This is a genomic window from Flavobacterium hibernum (assembly GCF_000832125.1).
Classification (GTDB): domain Bacteria; phylum Bacteroidota; class Bacteroidia; order Flavobacteriales; family Flavobacteriaceae; genus Flavobacterium; species Flavobacterium hibernum.
In genome coordinates this window covers 45,953-65,886 of the sequence record NZ_JPRK01000019.1, presented here as the reverse complement: position 1 = coordinate 65,886, position 19,934 = coordinate 45,953, and the positions used below count along the sequence as shown (strand labels likewise).

Annotated in this window: 10 protein-coding genes; 9 read left to right on the top strand and 1 reads right to left on the bottom strand. The window is 32.8% G+C overall.

What is annotated here, in order from left to right:
* Positions 1–86: 86 nt before the first annotated feature.
* The 5 genes from argS to IW18_RS19810 all read left to right on the top strand — a co-directional run bounded on the left by argS (position 87) and on the right by IW18_RS19810 (position 12,019).
* Positions 87–1,865, top strand: coding sequence for an arginine--tRNA ligase (gene argS, locus IW18_RS19830; RefSeq protein WP_041519911.1), 1,779 nt, complete (start codon positions 87–89; stop codon positions 1,863–1,865).
* Positions 1,866–2,257: 392 nt separating this feature from the next.
* Positions 2,258–5,392 (top strand): SusC/RagA family TonB-linked outer membrane protein, encoded by a 3,135-nt coding sequence (locus IW18_RS19825; RefSeq protein WP_041519910.1) that lies wholly within the window; start codon positions 2,258–2,260, stop codon positions 5,390–5,392.
* 10 nt (positions 5,393–5,402) lie between these two features.
* Positions 5,403–6,836: a RagB/SusD family nutrient uptake outer membrane protein gene (locus tag IW18_RS19820; protein WP_041519909.1), complete on the top strand. Its 1,434-nt coding sequence runs from the start codon at positions 5,403–5,405 to the stop codon at positions 6,834–6,836.
* 531 nt (positions 6,837–7,367) lie between these two features.
* Positions 7,368–10,535 (top strand): SusC/RagA family TonB-linked outer membrane protein, encoded by a 3,168-nt coding sequence (locus tag IW18_RS19815; RefSeq protein WP_084608000.1) that lies wholly within the window; start codon positions 7,368–7,370, stop codon positions 10,533–10,535.
* 11 nt (positions 10,536–10,546) lie between these two features.
* Positions 10,547–12,019 (top strand): RagB/SusD family nutrient uptake outer membrane protein, encoded by a 1,473-nt coding sequence (locus IW18_RS19810; protein WP_041519908.1) that lies wholly within the window; start codon positions 10,547–10,549, stop codon positions 12,017–12,019.
* A 145-nt stretch (positions 12,020–12,164) separates the two neighbouring features.
* On the opposite strand, the gene IW18_RS19805 is transcribed toward IW18_RS19810, so the two are convergent.
* The gene (locus IW18_RS19805; protein WP_052480242.1) at positions 12,165–13,067 is read right to left on the bottom strand and encodes a DUF6607 family protein; all 903 of its coding nucleotides are present in this window, start codon (positions 13,065–13,067) and stop codon (positions 12,165–12,167) included.
* Between the two features lie 102 nt (positions 13,068–13,169).
* Here IW18_RS19805 and IW18_RS19800 point away from each other — a divergent pair, with 102 nt between their 5' ends.
* The 4 genes from IW18_RS19800 to IW18_RS19785 all read left to right on the top strand — a co-directional run bounded on the left by IW18_RS19800 (position 13,170) and on the right by IW18_RS19785 (position 19,934).
* Complete coding sequence (locus tag IW18_RS19800; protein WP_041519907.1) at positions 13,170–15,323, top strand: TonB-dependent receptor plug domain-containing protein; 2,154 nt, start codon at positions 13,170–13,172, stop codon at positions 15,321–15,323.
* A gap of 23 nt (positions 15,324–15,346) precedes the next feature.
* Positions 15,347–16,762: an HmuY family protein gene (locus IW18_RS19795; protein WP_052480241.1), complete on the top strand. Its 1,416-nt coding sequence runs from the start codon at positions 15,347–15,349 to the stop codon at positions 16,760–16,762.
* Positions 16,763–17,035: 273 nt separating this feature from the next.
* The gene (locus IW18_RS19790) at positions 17,036–18,520 is read left to right on the top strand and encodes an SGNH/GDSL hydrolase family protein (RefSeq protein ID WP_041519906.1); all 1,485 of its coding nucleotides are present in this window, start codon (positions 17,036–17,038) and stop codon (positions 18,518–18,520) included.
* A gap of 82 nt (positions 18,521–18,602) precedes the next feature.
* A complete protein-coding gene (locus IW18_RS19785) occupies positions 18,603–19,934 on the top strand; it encodes a GDSL-type esterase/lipase family protein (RefSeq protein WP_240475586.1) in 1,332 nt (443 codons plus the stop codon).

Below are 19,934 nucleotides of genomic sequence, written 5' to 3'. Positions count from 1 at the left end.
GAATTGTTTTGTTGTATTTTATATGTTTTTCATTTTCTGTAATTGATGAATAAGCAGTATCTTTGCTCACTTTAAAATAAGTTTACATGTCATTATCACAAATTCTTACACCTTCTATACAAAAAGCAATACAAGCATTATTTGATGTTACTGTTGATAAAATCGAATTTCAAACTACACGAAAAGAGTTTGAAGGAGACATTACTATGGTAATTTTTCCTTTATTAAAAGTGATTAAAAGTAATCCGGTCGAATTAGGAAATAAAATTGGAAATTATCTGGTTGAAAATCTTCCCGAAGTAACACGCTTTAATGTCGTTTCTGGTTTCTTGAATATTGTGATATCTGATGGATATTATTTGAATTTCTTTAATGGAATAAAAGATAATACGAAGTTTGGATATGTAACGCCAAATCCCGACGACAAGGCAATAATGGTCGAATATTCTTCGCCAAATACAAATAAACCTTTGCACTTAGGTCACGTTCGTAACAATTTGTTAGGATATTCTGTAGCTGAAATCATAAAGGCTTCGGGTAAAAAAGTGTATAAAACTCAAATTATCAACGATCGTGGAATTCATATTTGCAAATCTATGCTCGCTTGGGAGAAGTTTGGAAATGGTGAAACTCCTGAAAGTACTGGTTTAAAAGGAGATAAATTAGTTGGTAAATATTATGTTGAGTTTGATAAAGCGTATAAAGCCGAAATCAATCAATTGATAGAAAGTGGTAAAACTGAAGAAGAAGCAAAAAAACAAGCTCCAATTATTATTGAGGCTCAGGAAATGCTTAAAAAATGGGAATCTGGAGATGAAAAAGTAATTACGCTTTGGAAAATGATGAACCAATGGGTTTATGATGGTTTTGCAACAACTTACACCAATCTTGGGGTTAATTTTGATAAGTATTATTACGAAAGCAACACTTATTTATTAGGTAAAGATGTTGTTCAGGTAGGTCTTGATAAAGGAGTTTTTGAAAAAGATCCGGACGGTTCAGTTTGGATAGATTTGACAGACGAAGGATTAGATCGTAAAATTGTATTACGTTCGGATGGAACTGCGGTTTATATGACTCAGGATATTGGAACTGCAATTCAGCGTGTAAAAGATATGCCAGATGTTGGAGGAATGGTTTATACCGTTGGTAACGAACAAGATTATCACTTTAAAGTATTATTTTTAATTCTAAAAAAGCTTGGTTTTGATTGGGCTTCAAGTCTTTATCACTTATCATACGGAATGGTTGATTTACCATCTGGAAAAATGAAAAGCCGTGAGGGAACTGTTGTAGATGCCGATGATTTGATGCAAGATATGACAGATACTGCGCAGCAAATTTCTGAAGATTTAGGAAAGTTAGACAGTTATTCTCCAGAAGAAAAGGCAAAATTGTACAAAACAATTGGTCTTGGTGCTTTAAAGTATTACATATTAAAAGTAGATCCTAAAAAACGTATTTTGTTTAATCCTGAAGAATCTGTTGATTTTGCTGGAAACACAGGCCCGTTTATTCAATATACATACGCAAGAATTCAGTCTATAATTCGTAAGTCAGATTTCGATTTTTCTGAGCAAACAAATACTGAAGAATTACACGAGAAAGAAAAAGAATTGGTAAAACAAATTGAACTTTTTCCAGAAGTAATTCAAAATGCAGCGCAAAATCATAGTCCAGCCTTAATTGCTAATTATACGTATGATTTAGTAAAAGAATACAACTCATTTTATCAATCTGTTCATATTCTAGGAGAAGTAGATTTGACAAAAAAAATATTCAGAGTACAGCTTTCCCAAAAAGTTGCCGAGGTAATAAAATCTGCGTTTACATTACTTGGAATTGAAGTTCCGGAGCGAATGTAAAAATTCAACTAAAAAGATTAAAAAAAGAGCCGATAGTAAAACTATGGGCTCTTTTTATTTTGTATCTAACGATAAATATTTAGAAAAATAAATTGCTTACTTAGGAACTTTCTTGATTGATTTTTTAAGTTTTCATAATAATTGAGACTACAAAAAAGTTTGTGTTGCATTTTTATGATAAGTATATGTTTTTAAGAAAATTCGTGCATTTATTTTTGTCAAGTTCTCTTTTTTGTTTTCTCTCCGATTATTAATTAACAAATAAAATAGAGTATTTACTCTGTTTTATGTTGAAAAATAGAGTATAGCATGTGTTAAATTTAGTAAAATACGTGTTAAAACTGTTTTGATTTTTTAAGTTGCGCTTCAATAAACCTAAATAAATCAAAATAATGAAAGAAAAATTTAAAAGCTTAACTGTGCTTTTTTTTGTTCTTGTAATGCAATTTATGTATGCACAGGACAGAAAAATTAGTGGAGTTGTTTCTGATGTTTCAGGGGTAATTCCAAATGTAAATGTTTTAGTCAGAGGATCAAAAAATGCGGTCCAGTCAAACATCGACGGAAAATACATTATACAGGCAAAAACAGGAGATGTTCTTATATTCTCCTATATGGGAATGAAGGAAGTGTTGGTAACAATTACATCGTCAGACGTTGTCAATGTTAAAATGAAAGAAGATGGTAAAGACCTCGAAGAAGTTATAGTAGTAGCTTATGGTAAACAAAAGCTTAAATCTATTGTAGGAGCAGTAGGTATAGTTTCTTCAGATGTTATTGAGAAACAACAAAATGTAAATGTTCTTAATGCCTTACAAGGAAGTGTTGCTGGTGTAAATATTATTTCATCTGGAGGAATGCCCGGAGAAAGTCCAACCATTCGAATTAGAGGAATAGGTTCAATCAATGCTTCTGCTGAACCCTTAATTGTTTTAGATGGCGCACCTTTTAGCGGTAATGTAAATACTATAAGTGCAGATCAGATCGAATCGATGACTGTTTTAAAAGATGCATCATCGACAGCACTTTATGGATCCAGAGGTGCAAACGGTGTAATACTTATAAACACCAAAAGAGGAAAATTAAATACAGTGCCCAAAGTTAGTTTTACAACTTCAACAGGATTTGCAGACAGTGCTGTTCCTTTACAAAAATTGGTAAGTTCAGACAATTACATGAAGCTGACTTGGGAGGCGATGAAAAATTCAAATCAGTATGTAGGTAAGCAAAATCAGGCAACTGCAGCCTTAAATGCTTCAAACGGTTTGATATCGAGATTAGGGTATAATCCTTATACCGTTGCTAATCCCGTTGATGCAACTGGTAATTTAGTAACAACAGATAAAAAGTGGGATACTGATTGGGCAAGTTTAATGCTTAATAGTGCTGCCGTAAGACAAGAAAATACATTGTCTGTATCTGGAGGTAGCGATAATACGCGATATTTTTTTACAGCCAATTATTTATCTCAGGAAGGGAATGTGGTTACTTCAAAATTTGAGCGTACTACCACGCGATTAAGTATCGATTCTAAAGTTAACCACTGGTTCAAAGTTGGAGCAACCATGTTTTACTCGACCTCAAATCAAAACTTTCCTAGCCAGAGCGGAAGCTCTTTTGAAAGCGCTATTCAATGGATTTATACCATTCCGTCGATATATCCTTTATACAGAAGAGACAATAGAGGCGATTTGGTAATGGACGGTAATGGGCAGAAAATTTTTGATTACGGAGGAACTCCCGGTCAGTTATTGAATGCTACGAGACCGCAATTGCTTAATGAAAATGCCTATGGTGCATTATATAATTATAAAGTAAAATACAAACGTGATAATTATACGGCAAATGCTTATTTAGAGTTTACGTTAGCTAAAGATTTAATTTTTAAAACCAACCTAGCTTATGATAGATACTTGTATGATTATTTTAATTATGCCAGTAATGAAGTTGGATATGCTGCTAGTGCAGGCGGAAGAGTAACTCAGGAAAGAGATATTACAACTTCTACAAATTTAATAAATAGCCTGACTTATAAGAAATCTTTTGGAGATCATAATTTTTCTGCAGATTTAATACAAGAAGCATATAAATTTCAAGTTGATAATTTAAGTGCACAAGGAGAAGGCTTTTTACCGGGAGTTCAAGTGTTAGACGGTAGCACTACACCCGTTAGTGTTGGTGGATATACGGCTGAAGATAGGATCTCCAGTTATTTAGGGCGTTTGGCTTACAATTATAAAGAGAAATATTTTATAGAAGGAACGTATAGAAGAGATGGATCTTCAAGATTTGATTCGGCCGTAAGATGGGGGAATTTTTACTCCGTTGGAGGTTCGTGGCTTATATCTCAGGAAAATTTTCTAAAACAGAATAGAATTATTAGTGATTTAAAAGTGAGAGGTTCTTATGGAGAATTAGGAAATAATCAAGCTTTAGATAGTAATGGAAACCCTAATTTTTTTCCTTATAAACAATTGTTTGCAACAGGCTATAATGAGTTAGATAACACAGGTGTTGTTTTAGGATCTGCAGTTGATCCATTATTAACTTGGGAAAAAACAGCCATGACTGATATAGGAGTTGATTTTGGATTATTCAAAAATAGACTGACTGGTACAATTGATTATTATAATAAAAAATCTATAGATTTAATTTACACTAAACCTTTGCCTGGTTCTACAGGAAATACCGGTGTTACAACAAACGTAGGTTCTTTAAGAAATTATGGTTGGGAATTTTCGTTAAACTCTAAAAATATAAAGACTCATGATTTTGATTGGACTTCAGGGCTAAATTTATCTATTGACAGAAACGAAATTACGGCATTAACTCAGGCAAGTTATATTAATGGATCTAAGAGATGGGAAGTTGGAAAATCTTTATATGATTTTTATGTTCAGGATTGGGCGGGCGTAGACTCGGAAACAGGTTACGGAATGTGGTATAAAGATGTGTTAGGCACAGATGGAAAACCTACAGGCGAGAGAGCAACTACTAAAGTCTATTCTGAAGCCACAAGATACTACGTTGGCAAGTCTTCATTGCCAGATTTTATAGGTGGATTTACTAATTATATCAGATATAAAAATGTTGATCTTAACTTCTTGTTTAATTTCAGTTTTGGTTCCTACTTATATGACAGTACTTACGCAAGTTTGATGGAAGGTTTTAAATCTCCCGGCAGAGCATCAAGTCAGGATATTGAGAACCGTTGGCAAAATCCTGGTGACATTACAAATGTTCCTATATTATTAACATCCAATAATGATTTCAATTCTCAGTCAACAAGATTTTTATTCAAGAATGATTACGTTAGACTTAAAGCCTTAAATCTGGGCTATAATTTTCCGCAAACTATTCTAGACCGAACAAGTCTTTCTAAAGTTAGACTATATTTTCAGGGAGATAATTTACTCACTTTTCAATCTCATAAAGGGCTCGATCCAGAGCAAAATTTTTCTGGAACAACAAATAGCAGATCCTACAACCAGCGAGTTTTTTCTTTTGGAGTCAATTTAGAATTTTAAAATAAAATATATGAAAAATATAATTTCAAAAAGTATCATTGCCTTATTGGCATTGTTTATAATGACAGGATGCAGCAAGGATTTCCTTGATGAACCACAACCAACAGGCGAAGTTTCTGAAAATGTTGTTTTTAATTCCAGAGAAGGAGTTGAAGCATTTATCTCAGGAATAATGAGACGATTTAGAGGGCAATTTACAAGTACAGACTCTGCTGGTCTGAATTCCATTTTTTTTGCGAGAAGTGTCAAGGGTAATGATTTGATTCAGACTGATAACTGGTTTGGATTTGATTATTCAAATGCAAACAGAGAACCTACCTACAGAAGAACCACTTTTACTTGGAACTACTGTTATTATATGATTAATCAGGCAAACGCCTTAATTTTAGGAGTAGAAGAAAGTACAACATTATCTTTACAAGATAAAAACGAACTTGTTAGTTATGGATATGCTTTAAGAGGTTTTTTCTACCATCAATTAGTTCTGGAATTTTGTCCCTCCTATTCTGTAGATATAAATTATCCTGCCCCACCTATTTATACCACTCCCGCAAACGTAGGAGGATCAATGTCAACTGTAGGAGAGCTGTATGAATTTATTGTTTCTGATCTAAGAAAAGCAGTAGATGGTTTAACAGATGAACGTTTAGGAAAATCTTATATTAATAAAGATGTTGCGAATGGCATTTTAGCTCAGGTTTATCAAGTAATGGGTAAATGGTCTGATGCTGCAATTGCTGCGAATGCCGCCTATGGAGGAAACCCATCATCGGTTTTAAATGCCGCTGGTTATCGTTCAGGTTTTGACGATTACTCCAATATCGAATGGATTTGGGGAAGTGCTCAAAGGGCAGATCAGACGAACTATTATTATAATGCACCGGCCGTAATGATAGATCATGTGGCAGGTCCATACGCTGCAACATATATTAATCGTGATTTTGTCAGTTTGTTTTCTCCTACAGATGTGAGGGGCTATTTTCAGAGAAAAAGCGCTGCCATTGTTAATGTAGATGATTATAGATATTGGACAACCCGTAAGTTCTCTTTTAGTTTTACTGGAGATAATGCCATTATTAGAACTCCCGAAATGATTTTGATTGAAGCAGAAGCAAAAGTTAGACTTGGAGATGATGCCGGAGGGCATAATTTACTGTATACTTTGCAAAAAAATAGAGATGTAAATGCTGTAAAATCAACCGTAACAGGCTCCGCTTTAATTGATGAAATACTTGTAGAAAGAAGAAAGGAATTATATGCAGAAAACGGAGTGGAATGGTTTGATGCAAAACGCTTAAGAAGGCCTATTCTTAGAACAGGAAATCAGCGAATAACAACTACAGCTAGTTTAATTGCTGATGATAAAAGGTTTTTCTTGAAAATTCCACAAGCAGAAATTGATTCAAATCCGTTGATTCCAGCAGATATAAATAATAATAGATGATTTTCTTAATTGCGTAACAATGCAAGTTTTTTATTTGTAATATTTTTATTACGTTAAATTTGAAATTTTTATAGGAAACCGTTTTAATTTGTATTAATTTTCGCTCATATTTGGAATTTTGATTTCTCACTTATTAAAATGGTTTTTCTTTTTACATTATAAAATGTAAACGATTTTATTCAAAAATATTATCCTTATATTTTCTTTTTACGTGTTTGAATTAGTAAGCTATATGTAAAAAATAAGGGTTAAATAACCGTCTAATTTGATTTTTAGGCGGTTTTTTTTTGCATAAAGTAAATCGGAAGTAGTTTTTCTGTAAAATCAAATATTTAAGACAATTCTTACTTTGTTTTTTGTTTTTTATGCATTGATTCTGTTTTTAAAGCCAAATATTAACATATATACTTTTTGTAATTAATTTTTTATATGTAAAAAGATTACAATTAATATTGTTAAATGGTATATTATTCTTGTTAAAATTATTTTAAATTTTTAAGTTCGTTCCCAATAACTAAAAAAGATATAATAATGAAACAAAAATTAAAAGGCTTAATTACGCTTTTTTGTATTCTGGCTATGCAATTAACATTTGCACAAGACAGAAAAATTACTGGTGTCGTTTCTGATGCCTTAGGACCAATTCCAAATGTAAATGTCGTAGTCAAAGGCACGAAGAGTGGTGTCCAATCAGATCTTGATGGAAAATATACTATTCAGGCTAAAACAGGAGATATTCTTGTGTTCACCTACATGGGAATGAAAGATATGGCTATAACAGTTGGATCTTCAATTGTTGTTAATGCTACTATGAAGGAAGATGGAAAAGATTTAGATGAAGTTGTAGTAGTTGCGTATGGTAAAACAAAAAAATCTACTTACACCGGATCTGCAACTCAAATAAAATCAGAGCAACTTTCAAGCAGACCATTAACTAATGCACTTTCGGTTATTGAGGGAAATACATCTGGAGTGCAAATTCAAAGTTCAGGAGGACAGCCTGGTGCCGCACCAGAAGTGAGAATACGCGGGTTTAGTTCTGTTAATGGGTCAAATAATCCGTTGTATATTGTTGATGGAGTTCCGTTTGCGGGAGATATCAGTAATATAAACTCAAATGATATTGAAAGTTTAAGTGTTTTAAAAGATGCTGCATCGACTTCATTATATGGCTCGAAAGCTGCAAACGGAGTTATTATTATTACAACAAAAACTGGTAAATCGTCTAAAGATAAGTTTTCTTTAAACATGAGTACAAGTATGACTTCTCGCGCAATTAAAGATTATGATAGAGTAAATGCTTACGATTATTATCCTCTGGAGTGGGAAGCAATTAGAAATAGCCGTCCGATGGGAACACAAGCACAAATAGATGCTGCTAACACTTATGCATCTGGTCGAGTTCCTGTTGTATTGGTAACAAACCCTTTTAATGTGCCAAATGCAAGTATTGTTGGGACTGACGGAAAACTAAATCCTGATGCACAACTATTGTATCCTGAAGATTTGAATTGGGAAAAACAATTAGAAAGAGCCGGAGTTCGTCAAAATGTTGATTTTGCTTATCAGGGTAAATCTGAAAAATCAAATTATTTTGCTTCATTAGGATATTTAAATGAAGATGGATATCTAAGAAAATCCGATTTTGAAAGAACAACTGGTCGACTAAATTTAAATACAAGTTTAAATGATTGGTTTAAAACAGGTGTTAATCTTTCAGCAACCTTTACTAATTCTAATTTAGGAGTTGACGGCGTAGAGAATACAAATTCTTTTAGTAACCCATTTCGCGCAATGAGATATATGGGACCAATATATCCAGTTCATGATCATACTGCAAATGGAGATTATGTGTATGATGTAAATGGTAACAAAGTATATTCGACTGCACGTGGATCTGGAGCGGCAAACGGTAGAAACGTAGTTTATGAAACATTAAATAATACTGATAATGTTAAAGCAACAGCACTTTCAGGAAGAACATATTTTGAGATCGCTTTTTTAAGAGATTTCAAATTTACCACCAATATTTCTATTGATAAAACGTATTCTAATAGAAACATCATCTACAATACTTTAATAGGGGATGGCGCTCCAACAGGCTTGATGTCTAAGGAGGATCGCGTTTTAACAGGAACAACTTTTAATCAGTTGTTGAACTATAATAAAAAATTAGGAAATCATTCGATTACAGCGTTGTTAGGTCACGAAAGTTTTGATTATGCGTCAGCATTTACTACAGGAACAAAAATAGGGCAAGTTGTCCCTGATATTGTAGAATTTGTCGATTATATTACTACAACAAATTTAACATCGTATACAAGAAATTATGCTACTGAATCTTATTTTTCGAGAGTAGGATATGACTATATGGATAAATATATTTTTTCCGCATCATTTCGTAGAGACGGATCTTCAAAATTTCATAAAGACTATCGTTGGGGGAATTTCTGGTCTTTAAGTGGAGCTTGGGTACTTACTAAAGAAAACTTCTTGAGTGAAAGTTCATGGGTAAATGACTTGAAATTAAGAGCATCTATTGGGGGTGTAGGTAATGATTCTCACATTACCAATAACACAAACGACGCAGGTACAAAGATTGGAGGATTAAATTACTACATAAACCAGGCAACGTATAGTTTGGGCTATAATAACGGGAATGAGGGTGGTATAATTACTTATGCTGCAGCAGCCCCTAATTTGCAATGGGAGGTTAATACACAAAGAGATATTGCAGTTGAATTTGGGTTGTTTAAAAACAGACTAAGAGGTAGTGTGGAGTATTATAATAGAAGTACTGATGGACTTATTTTTTCGGTACCAAATCCATTGTCATCTGGATTAGATGATAGAGTTGAAAATATTGGTTCTATGGTAAACAGAGGTTTTGAGGTTTCATTAGATGGTATAGTTCTTAAAACTCAAAACTTTTCATGGGGATTAAATATTAACGCTTCAACGATTCATAATGAAATTACAAGTTTGCCACAAAGTGAAATTATCGATGTTACAAAAAAACTTATGGTAGGCAGATCAATTTATGATTACTGGTTAAGAAGTTGGTATGGGGTTGATTCAGCAGATGGTTATGCTCTATATGTGGCCGACCCAAATTTAATGACGGCAAGTGATCCAACCGCAAGAGTTGTAAATGGTGTAAATGTAACGACAGATCAAAATAAAGCTTTGTACCATTATGCAGGTTCTGCAATTCCTGATTTGTTTGGTAGTTTCGGTACAACTCTTAAATACAAAGGCATTCAGCTCGAAGCAATGTTCTCGTACCAAATAGGAGGTAAAATGTACGATAATAATTATCGAGAATTAATGCAAACAGGAAATAATTATGGTTCAGCATTTAGCACTGATATATTTAGAAGATGGCAAAAACCTGGGGATATTACTGATGTTCCACGTTTAGATATTAATAGAAATACGCAGTCTTCTGCTGCTTCAGACAGATGGTTAAAAGGATCAGATTATTTAGCGTTGAGACAAATTAATTTGTCTTATAAGCTTCCTTCAGATCTGATTTCAAAATTATCTATTGATAATGCAAGTATTTACATTAATGGAGAAAACTTATTGTTGTTTACAAAACGTCAAGGTATGGATCCAACGCAAACTTTTAATGGTACAACTCAAAACAGGTACATTCCTTCAAGAGTATTCTCATTAGAACTTAACTTAAATTTTTAATTTTAGATAATATGAAATCAAATTATATAAAACTGCTTTTTTGTGCAGTTTCGATGGTTGTTTTGTCATCATGCTCAGAAGAATTCTTGGATAAAAAGCCAACGGAATTTGTAGATTATGATGCAGCGACAAAGACAACAGAAAATTTAATGACAACATTAAATGGTATTCATAGATCATTATATATAAGATATGAAGATCAGAGCCAATCAGGTTTAGGTGGTTTAATGCAACAAACAGACATTGCCGGTGATGATATCGTTTTTCCAGTAACAAATGGTTGGTTTTTAGCAGTCTATAATTGGAGCGCATTGCAAAATATAAATGCTGTGGATATTAGATATCCTTACAGAACCTATTATAGAATAATACGAAATGCCAATACAATAATAAATGCAACAGATGTGGCAATTGGCTCAACTGCTGATAAAAATATTGTAAAAGGTCAGGCTCTTTTGTATCGAGCATTTTGTCATTTTCAATTGGTACAGTTATACAGCAAACGATATGTAAATGGTCAAGATAATACTCAATTAGGAGTTCCTATTATCTTAACAGTTGGAAATGAAAAGTTTCCTCGTTCTACAGTAGAAGAAGTGTATGCTCAAATTAATAAAGATTTAGATGAAGCTAATAATTTATTAATAGGATATCCTAGACCAAACAAATCTCATTTAAATTTAAATGTTGCGCAAGGTCTAAAAGCTCGAGTAGCATTAACACAAGGTAATTGGGCTGTTGCGGCAGATTATGCTAAAAAAGCTAGAACAGGAATAAGTTTAATGTCTGTTGCAGAATATGGTGCAGGATTTAATGACTATAATAATAGAGAGTGGATGTGGGGTAGTCATATTAATGAAGTTCAAACAGAATATTTTGGAAATTTTGGGGCTTATATGTCCAGAAACTACAATTCGACCGTTATTCGTTCATGTCCAAAAGCAATTAATAGCAAGTTGTATAATTTAATCCCTTCAACAGATGTAAGATCAACTATATTTAGTGTAGATGGTAAACATCCTGGTTTATCGCTAGCGAGTAATTTTTCTAAATTCCCTTACACAAGTCAGAAATTTTTATCAATAAGTACTGGTGATAGTAGATGTGATGTGCCATATATGCGTGCTGCAGAAATGTATCTAATAGAAGCAGAGGCAAAAGCAAGATTGGGTCAAGCAGATGCTGCTGATATACTTTTTGAATTAGAGAAAGCAAGGGATCCTAAATATGTACTGTCTACAAATACTGGACAAGCCCTAGTTGATGAAATATTATTACAAAGAAGGATAGAATTGTGGGGAGAAGGCTTTAGATTTTTTGATCTAAAAAGAACAAACTCTAGTTTAGATCGTACAGGAGCAAATCATGATTCGTCGATTGTAGGAGGAGTTTTTGTTGTTCCTGCTGGAGATAAGAGATGGCAATGGTTAATTCCAGTAGACGAAATAAATGCCAATCCTTTAATAATTCAAAACGAATTGTAAAATGGCTATAAATGTCTTAACGGCATTTTGAACTATGTGAATTTATATATTTAACCGTTTGATTTAATTCAGACGGTTTTTTTGTTAAAAGAAAAAGCCGATAATCTAAGGATTATCGGCTTTTTTACAACCAACACAAACAATTTTATTTTACAAATTTGTCAATAATAGCATCACTTTCTGCTTTAGTAGCAGTTGGTTTTAGATCAAACAAAAGAGAGTAAAGTGCTTTTCTGTCAACTTTAGCTTCAAGGTTTAAATCTTTATGTCTGTCAAAAAGAGTTTGCCATTTATCACGAACATTTTTCCAAAGCGCATTATTTGCTACCCACCATTTTTGTCCAGCGATACATTTAATGTCTGGTACTTTAGTATAAACATCCATTCCTTTTTCTTGTGCTAACAAAACATCTTTTCCACTGTCATCTCTGATCAGTTTTTCGTTATCTTGTTCATGATTCCATCCTGTAGCAGTAATTTCGTGAATGTTTCTTCTTTTTAAAACATTATAGTCATTACGTATAGTTTGCTCTCTTCTTGGTAAAGGTGCATCGGCAATATTTGCCCAGTAATCCTTACCATCTACATGTACCCAAGTTGATGAACCTTCGTATCTTGGGCTATCATCTACCTGATATACTTTTTGAGTCCATTGACCTTTAACAGCTTTTTTATCTAATTTTTTATATTTCCAAGAAGTTCCTTTATCATATGAATATAAATCAGTGTTTTCGTATAACCAGTCTTGTCTCCAGTGTTTAATAATCATATCGTCACTTACGATTAATAAGTGCTGCATTACAATTTTGTTTGGAGTATCTTCTAAAAGTTCTACCCATTCTAAAGCTGATTCATGTTTAGTTGGTGAAGATTTATAAGTCAAAGAATCTTTAGGATATTTAAAAGTTTCTGTAAAATTAAACTTCACTTCGTAACAACCACACATCGATTTAATTGATTTAATGTCTTGTTGTTTCTTGTCCTGACTAAAACCAAGACCACAAGTCAAAGCCATAAAGGCCGATAAATAAAGGCTTTTTGAAATCATAATTTTTTGTTTTGTTTTAATTTTTTGCAAATATAGAGATTTTATTTAGAACAAATAAAAATAGTTATATATTTGCATCATTATTAAGACTGAATAAAAATAATGAAAATAAATTTTACCCTTTTTGCAGCTTTTGTTTTTTGTCAAATTTCTCTTGCTCAGCAAAAAGATACCATTGTATCGCGAGAAAAACTTTCTGAAGTAGTTGTTACAGGACAAATTGAACCACAGTCTATTAAGAAATCTGTTTTTAATGTTCGCGTAATTTCTAAACAAGATATCAAGCAATTAGCAGCAAATAATCTATCAGACGTTTTAAATCAATACTTAAATATTACAGTTCAGAATAGCGGAAGCGATGGACGTTCGACGGTTTCAATGTTCGGATTAGATTCACAGTATTTTAAAATTTTAGTTGATAATATACCTTTAGTAAGTGATACAGGTATGGGAACTAATGTTGATTTAACACAGGTAAATCTTGACGATGTAGAACGCATCGAGATTATCGAAGGTTCAATGGGAGTTACTCATGGAGCAAATGCCGTGACCGGAATCTTAAATATTATTACAAAGAAAGGAGGGGCTAATAAATGGGATATCAGCGCAACTATTCAGGAGGAAACTGTTGGTAATGAATATTCACTTAGCGATAAAGGAAGACATATTCAGTCCCTTAAAGTAGGACATAAATTTAATGATAACTGGTACGTTAATATTGGTGGAAATCATAATGATTTTAAAGGTTTTTATGATGATAAACAAGGAAAAGATTATATAGTTAATGATAATTTACGAGGATATTCATGGCTGCCAAAAGAACAATGGGTTGGAAACGCAATGCTTGGCTATCAGAAAGATAATTTCAAGATTTTTTACAAATTTGATTACTACGGAGAAAATGTTGATTTCTATAGTCCAGTGTTAGTTCCTCAAGACAATTATCCTTTTCCTGAAACTTTTTTTGCAAGAGATAAACGTTATTTGACAAATCGTTTTTATCACCATTTGAATGCCAATGGAAAACTTTTTTCCAAATTAAATTATAATGTTTCTGTATCACACCAAAAACAGGAACGTGATGCTGAATTGTTTGATTATCAATTGGAAACAAAGAAAGAATCTAACAATAACAGATTTACATATCAATCTAAAGAAGTATTTTATTCTACAGGTACATTAAGTAATTTTTTCAACAATAAAAAAGTAGATTTTCAATTAGGGTATGAAATCACAAATGAAAATGGTTTTTATAGCGGTGCAGCGGGAACTTTTTTAGATAATGGATTACAGTCTGTAGATGTTAGAAAGCGATTAGAAAATTATGACATCTTTACAGTTGCAGAAATTAGCTTGTCAGATAAACTTTCAATTCGTCCGGGACTTCGTTACTCCATTCAAAATACTTTTAAAGATCAATACGCTAGTTCGTTAGGTTTAAGATATCTTTTCAAAAAAGGATTAGAAGCAAGAGCCTCATTAGGTAAATCATATCGTACTCCAAATTTTGATGAACTTTATACTTATTTTGTTGACTCTAATCACAACGTACAAGGGAATCCTAATTTAGTTCCGGAAAATAGTACATCATACGAAGTAAGTTTTAAAAGAACTTGCGATTTAAAATCGGGAGGACAGATTGCTAATAATTTAGCAGTAACTTTTTTAGATGTTGATGACAGAATTGATTTGGTATTGACACAAATTACACCTTCAAAATATAAGTACATCAATATCAATAAATATAAAATGTGGAATATTTCGACCACAGAGCAATATGCCTATAAAAACTGGAATGTAAAAGTTGGAGCCGCTCTAGTTGGAATTTCTCAAAAACTTGATTTAGCCGAGTTGGGTATTACTTCAGATGATAAATTCTTGTATTCTTTACAGTTAAACTCTAGTATCTCATACAATGTTCCAAAATGGAATACTCTGTTTGCCCTTTATTACAAATACAATGGGCAACAGCAGCAATATGCAACAGGAACCAATGAAAAAGGCGAGGCAGAGTTTTATCTAAACAAAATTAATCCATACAGCTGGATGGATGCATCTGTTCGAAAATCATTCTTTAACAATCAATTTGAAGTAACACTTGGAGCTCGTAATTTATTCAATATTACGAATGTGCAGATTACTCAAGGTAGTGGAGCTTCTGGTGGAGGAACTCATGCCGCTGGTCCACAAGCCTTGATGCTTGGATATGGACGCTCTTACTTTCTTAAACTTACTTATAACTTAAATTTTAATTAAATATATTAAATACCTTAAATACTATGAAAAAGAACTTTATCTTAATTCTTACTTTCGTCTTTCTTGCTTTTACGGCATGTAATAATGACGATAATGCTCCGCAATCAGATGTTGCTGTTGCGTTTGCAGAAGCTTCGTATAATTTGACAAGTGATGCAACACCGGTTCAAATAAAATTCTCTAAGCCAGCTCCTGTTGCTGGAACGATTACTCTTGATGTAACTGAAACTGCAGTAGCTTATACTACAGATTATACAACAACACCTGCTGCAGCTTCAAAAAAAGTAGTAGTGTCATTTCCAAAAGATGCAACTTCGGTTGAGTTTACTTTTAATAAAATTAAAAACGCCACTGCAACTGAGGTTAAAAATGTAGTTTTTACTATTTCAGGAACTTCTTTTGGTGGACAGATATCAAGTAATAAAACAATTCAGTTAAACTTTAACGAAGCAGCATCTTTAGGAACAGCTTTGTCACCAGAAGTTGGAGGTCCATTAGAACCAAACCAAGTTTATGTTGATTTAAGCAGTGGAAAAATGACGTCTGCAGTTAGAAATTCTTGGGATTTAGGATTTTATTCAGGTGCTGATTTTAGAGTAGTTTTGAACAATTCTGTGAAAATGGCTGCGAAACAATTAAAAAGTACCAATATTGACGAAGTTCAGGTTGTAGATGAAACGATGATTATTGCACAAGGAACAGGATTTCCTGAGCAAGTTGATGATTCAGCAGGAGATATTACAAAAACGGCTATTGCTGCGGTTTCATCTACAGATTCTGATAACAAAGTATATTTACTTTACCTAGGGAACAAACCAGCTGCTGCTGCGCCAGTTTTAGGAAAAGAAGGAGCTGCTGGAGGAGACACTAGAGGATGGAAAAAAATTAGAGTTTTAAGAAGCGGAAGCGACTACAAAGTTCAATATGCTGATATTGCTTCAACTACTCACGAAGAAATTGTAATTTCTAAAAATAGTGCATACAATTTTACATTTTTAAGCCTAATCGATAAAAAAGTAGTAAATGTTGAACCACAAAAAAATCAATGGGATATTAACTTTACAACTTTCGTAAACGTTATTCCTAATGGAGCGACAATGGTACCATATTTCTACCCAGATTATGTTACTAACAACTTAAACGGTAATGCAAAAGCGTATCAAGTTTTAACTTCTGCATTTACTTATGAGGCTTTTACATTAGCAAATGTTGATAATACTAAATTTACTGCAGATCAAAGAAACATTGGATCAAACTGGAGAAGTACAAGTGCTCCTGGTCCTGACGGAAATCCAATGACTCAATTTGTATTGAGAACAGACCGTTTCTTTGTAATTAAAGATCCTGCTGGAAATGTTTATAAATTGAAATTTACAGGTGGTGCTAAAGCTGATTTAGAAAGAGGTCACCCAACATTCCAATATGCTATATTGAAATAAATTATAAGACAAAAAAATTAAAGATTATCAAGAACATTTTGTTCTGGTTTTTAATAGAAAACATTAAAAATTCAGTTAATCATTAGCTTTGTTTTTTTATTTTTTTTTGAGAGAGGTTAGATTTATCTGACCTCTTTTTTTTGTTTTTATTTTAATCGTCAAAAAACGATTAAAAATTAATGTTTAATTCTATCTTTGCACGTATTTTTTTTAGGATTGACAAAAATCGCAACTGCTTATTTGTAATCCCATTCTTTAAAATTATTATCACGAGTGAATACAAAATCTTATTTCTTTCAGTCTTTTGCAATTGTAGCATTAGCATTTGTAGCTTTCATTGGATTCAAGCAAATCTTACCAGATAAAATTTTTCCGGATAGTAAAGTAGATTCCAAAAATGTACTTATTGACAGCTTGCTTTTAGAGTCAGTAGCAAACGACTCTTTGTCTCAAAAAGGCGATAGTCTTAGCGAAAGTGAAAAGCAGGAAGCGGGAGAAAAAATTACATTTAATCCAGCCGAAGGAATCGAATTTCCATCTGAAACTTTTGATAATTATAAAGGATTTCAATACCTGATTTCTTTTTACGAAAAATTATATCAACTCGAGAAAAATCCACAATCTAAAGTAAGAATCGCTTACTACGGAGATTCAATGACAGATGGAGATTTAATCGTACAGGACGTTCGATCTAATTATCAGGAACGCTTTGGAGGAAACGGAGTTGGTTTTGTTTCTATAACTTCAGAATCTGCAGCATCGAGAGGTTCTGTAAAATCTACCTATTCTAAAAACTGGAAAACATTATCATATTTAAATGTCAAAAATCCAATTAGTCCGTTTGGAGTAAACGGTCACGTGTTTTTTGCCAATGATAAAGTAAATACAACCTGGGTTCAATACGAAGCAGGACTTAATAAAAATGTGAACACATTAGATAATCCAACATTGTTTTACGGACGAGCAAACAAAAAAGGAAATGTGAATTTTATTATCGGGAAAGATACACTTAGAAAAAGTCTGGTTCCTAATAATTTAATAAATACCTTAAAAGTGAGTTCGGGAAGCATAAAAGCTTTTAAAGCTAATTTTATACACGCCGATTCAATTCCAATTTATGGATTCAATTTTGATAACGGAATAGGAGTTCACGTTGATAATTTTTCTCAAAGAGGAAATTCAGGATTACCAATCTCGATGTTTAATGCAAATGTAATGCAAGGATTCAATAACAATTTGAAATATGACTTGATCATTTTGCATTACGGAACCAATGTTTTAAATTATGGAACCAAGAATTATTCGTGGTACCAAAGAGGAATGACAAAGGCTGTAAATAAAATTAAAGAATCTTTCCCAGGAGTTTCAATATTGATTATTTCAACAGCAGATAAATCTACAAAGTATGATCTGGAAATGAAAACAGACTCGGCAGTAGTTCCTTTAATGAAAGCGCAAAAAAGATATGCGCTGGATACAGAATCCGGATTTGTCAATTTATACACTTTAATGGGAGGCGACGGATCAATGGTAAAATGGGTTGACGAATCGCCGGCAAAAGCCAATAAAGATTATACACATTTTAATCAGCGCGGAGCAAAAGCTATTGGTAAACTATTATACGATCAGCTAAACAAAGGATACGAGCAATATAAAGTGTTACGCCAAAATAGAGACACTAATGGTAGTAAGCCAAAAGCAGTCAGGAAAACAAAAACAGATTCCGTATCTGTAAAAAAAGATAGTGTAAATGAGTAGACTTATTATTTTCATTTGTTGTCTTTTTTTCGCAACAAATGATAAAACGCAAAAGACAGATTCACCGCCAATAACAAAAAACATGATTCATAAAGTCGATACAACAACAGTTGATTCTTTTTCTGAAGACAGAATTTATAATGCGAAAGTCTTAGAGCGTTTTTTTAAGAAATTAAAAGAGAACGAAAATCATAATAATCAAAAAATAAGTATTGTACATATTGGAGATTCTCATATTCAAAGTGATTTAATGACCAATGAAGTTAGAAAGAATCTACAGCAAAAATTTGGAAATGCAGGTCGTGGTTTAGTTTTCCCCTATCAGTTAGCAAAAACAAATGGTTCTTACAATGAGCGTTTTTATTCAAACAGGGCTTGGGAAAGTTATAGAAATATCCATCCTTACAAAAATGTTCCAGTTGGTTTAAGCGGAATTGCCCTGTGGAGAGATGCTGGAGGTTTTGCTGTTGAATTGAATATAAAAGATACAGCATACAGGTTTAATACCATTCATATTGTTACGCCCAAAAATGAGAATATGTTTGATTTGGCTACATCATCTCAAACTAAAACCATACAGTCTACAGAGCGAAAGGTTATTACACATAAAATTAAAAAAGGCGAAGCTATTTCGACAATTGCCGACAAGTATAATATTTCTGTTGCCGAAATCAAGAGAGATAATCATTTAAAGTCAAATAATATTCGGGCAGGAAGAACCTTAAAAATTGTAACGAATGAAACAAGACCCAAAAACATTACAAGTTCAGAGTTTGTTTCTTTAGATCTTGAGTCAGATTCTTTTACCCATTCCTATCATTCAGATAAAGCATCGGATAAAATTTATTTGATACCCAATAAAAATGCTGATAAATATGAGCTTAATGGTATTATTTTAGAGAAAGATGCTCCAGGATTAATGTACAGTAATATTGGAGTAAATGGTGCTAAATTCTCGGATTACAATAAATATCCGTTATTCTTTGAACAATTAAAAGCCTTACATCCGGATTTATTGCTTTTTTCATTGGGAACAAACGAAAGTTATGATCATATGGAAGCCGCTGCATATATAAGCGAATTACGAAAGTTTATAAGCAATATAAAAGCACAAAATATAGAAGTTCCAATAATTGTTATGACGCCGCCACCGTCTTTATTAAAAGCAAGAAAACCGAATGTTTACGTACGTGATTATGCAAAAGCAATTATTGAAGCTGCCCAAACAGATGGTTTTGCCGTTTGGGATTTATACAACGAATTTGGTGGTTTTGACGGAATCCGAAGTTTAAAAGCAACAGGACTTATTGGCCCGGATTGGGTTCATTATTCTAAAAAAGGATACGAAAAACAAGGAAATTTGTTTACAGAAGCATTTTTAAAAGCATACGATAATTTTAAATTAAAAAATTAA